This window comes from Acinetobacter sp. YH12134, from assembly GCF_013418555.1.
Lineage (GTDB): Bacteria > Pseudomonadota > Gammaproteobacteria > Pseudomonadales > Moraxellaceae > Acinetobacter > Acinetobacter indicus.
On sequence record NZ_VPBT01000047.1, the window covers coordinates 1 to 3050 of the forward strand.

At 49.6% G+C, this 3050-nt stretch carries 1 rRNA gene; it reads right to left on the reverse strand.

What is annotated here, in order from left to right:
- Nucleotides 1–2776, reverse strand: a 23S ribosomal RNA gene (locus FTU69_RS14570); the annotation flags it as partial.
- Between the last annotated feature and the right edge of the window lie 274 nt (nt 2777–3050).

Consider the following 3050-nt stretch of genomic DNA (forward strand, 5'->3'; position numbering starts at 1 on the left):
GGGAAATCTTATCTTGAGGTAGGCTTCCCGCTTAGATGCTTTCAGCGGTTATCCCTTCCGAACATAGCTACCCGGCGATGCGACTGGCGTCACAACCGGTACACCAGAGGTTCGTCCACTCTGGTCCTCTCGTACTAGGAGCAGATCCTCTCAAATTTCCAGCGCCCACGGTAGATAGGGACCGAACTGTCTCACGACGTTCTAAACCCAGCTCGCGTACCTCTTTAAATGGCGAACAGCCATACCCTTGGGACCTGCTTCAGCCCCAGGATGAGATGAGCCGACATCGAGGTGCCAAACACCGCCGTCGATATGAACTCTTGGGCGGTATCAGCCTGTTATCCCCAGAGTACCTTTTATCCGTTGAGCGATGGCCCTTCCATACAGAACCACCGGATCACTAAGACCTACTTTCGTACCTGCTCGACTTGTGGGTCTCGCAGTTAAGCGCGCTTTTGCCTTTATACTCTACGCGTGATTTCCGACCACGCTGAGCGCACCTTCGTACTCCTCCGTTACTCTTTAGGAGGAGACCGCCCCAGTCAAACTACCCACCAGACATGGTCCTCGTCCCGGATCACGGGACAGAGTTAGAACCTCAACATTACCAGGGTGGTATTTCAAGGACGGCTCCATTGGAACTGGCGTTCCAACTTCAAAGCCTCCCACCTATCCTACACAAGTAAGGTCAAAGTTCAATGTCAAGCTGCAGTAAAGGTTCACGGGGTCTTTCCGTCTAGCCGCGGGTACACTGCATCTTCACAGCGATTTCGATTTCACTGAGCCTCTGCTGGAGACAGCGCCGCCATCATTATGCCATTCGTGCAGGTCGGAACTTACCCGACAAGGAATTTCGCTACCTTAGGACCGTTATAGTTACGGCCGCCGTTTACTGGGGCTTCGATCAAGAGCTTCGCTTACGCTAACCCCATCAATTAACCTTCCAGCACCGGGCAGGCATCACACCCTATACGTCCACTTTCGTGTTTGCAGAGTGCTATGTTTTTAATAAACAGTTGCAGCGGCCTGGTTTCTGCGGCTGTCAACCGCTCAGGGAGCAAGTCCCATCACCGTCAACAGCGTACCTTCTCCCGAAGTTACGGTACCATTTTGCCTAGTTCCTTCAGCAGAGTTCTCTCAAGCGCTTTGGTCTACTCGACCTGACCACCTGTGTCGGTTTCGGGTACGATTCCAGTGTAACTGAAGCTTAGAGACTTTTCCTGGAAGCATGGTATCAGCCACTTCGCTAGTAAACTAGCTTGCTATCAGCTCTCAGCATAGAGCACCCCGGATTTGCCTAAGATGCATGCCTACAGCCTTCCACCTGGACAACCAACGCCAGGCTGACTTAACCTTCTCCGTCCTCTCATCGCATTACACTGAAGTATTGGAATATTAACCAATTTCCCATCGACTACGCCTCTCGGCCTCGCCTTAGGGGTCGACTCACCCAGCCCCGATTAACGTTGGACTGGAACCCTTGGTCTTTCAGCGAACGGGTTTTTCACCCGTTTTGTCGTTACTCACGTCAGCATTCGCACTTCTGATACCTCCAGCAGACTTCTCAATCCACCTTCATCGGCTTACAGAACGCTCCCCTACCACGTATACAATGTATACATCCGCAGCTTCGGCACATAGTTTTAGCCCCGTTACATCTTCCGCGCAGGCCGACTCGACTAGTGAGCTATTACGCTTTCTTTAAAGGGTGGCTGCTTCTAAGCCAACCTCCTAGCTGTCTATGCCTTCCCACATCGTTTCCCACTTAACTATGATTTTGGGGCCTTAGCTGGCGGTCTGGATTGTTTTCCTCTTGACTACGGACGTTAGCACCCGCAGTCTGTCTCCCGGATAGTACTCATCGGTATTCGGAGTTTGCATCGGTTTGGTAAGTCGGGATGACCCCCTAGCCGAAACAGTGCTCTACCCCCAATGGTATTCGTCCGAGGCGCTACCTAAATAGCTTTCGGGGAGAACCAGCTATCACCAGGCTTGATTAGCCTTTCACCCCTATCCACAAGTCATCCCCTGGCTTTTCAACGACAGTGGGTTCGGTCCTCCAGTTAGTGTTACCCAACCTTCAACCTGCTCATGGATAGATCGCCTGGTTTCGGGTCTACACCCAGCAACTATACGCCCTATTAAGACTCGGTTTCCCTACGGCTCCCCTATGCGGTTAACCTTGCTACTGAATGTAAGTCGCTGACCCATTATACAAAAGGTACGCAGTCACATCACAAAGATGCTCCCACTGCTTGTATGCATGCGGTTTCAGGATCTATTTCACTCCCCTCACAGGGGTTCTTTTCGCCTTTCCCTCACGGTACTGGTTCACTATCGGTCAGTCAGGAGTATTTAGCCTTGGAGGATGGTCCCCCCATATTCAGACAAGGTTTCACGTGCCTCGCCCTACTCGTCATCATTATGTGTGCCCTTTCGTGTACAGGACTATCACCCACTATGGTTGCACTTCCCAGAGCATTCCACTAAAACACACATAACTTAATGGGCTGTTCCCCTTTCGCTCGCCGCTACTGAGGGAATCTCAATTGATTTCTTTTCCTACGGGTACTGAGATGTTTCACTTCCCCGCGTTCGCCTCAATACACTATGTATTCATGTATTGATACCTACCTTATGGTAAGTGGGTTCCCCCATTCAGAAATCTCCGGATCAAAGGATATTTGCCGCCTCCCCGGAGCTTTTCGCAGGCTATCACGTCTTTCTTCGCCTCTGACTGCCAAGGCATCCACCACATGCACTTAATTACTTGACTATACAACCCCAAACAGTCGTTAATCCCTACAAGTAGGATTAAGACAATTAAATAAATAATCAATTATCTATTTAATCTACAGTTCGAAGTCTCGTGCACTTAAGCACCGTACAGCTTCAATCTAAATTCATATACCAAAACGCTTGATTCAGTTAATTTGCTAGTTCTCAATTCAATCTACGTTCATCAACCCGTCATAACAACGCGTTAACGTATATTGATTGAGTGAACAATTTATTTCAGACTCAATTTTGCCAATCTGTTAATGATTCAC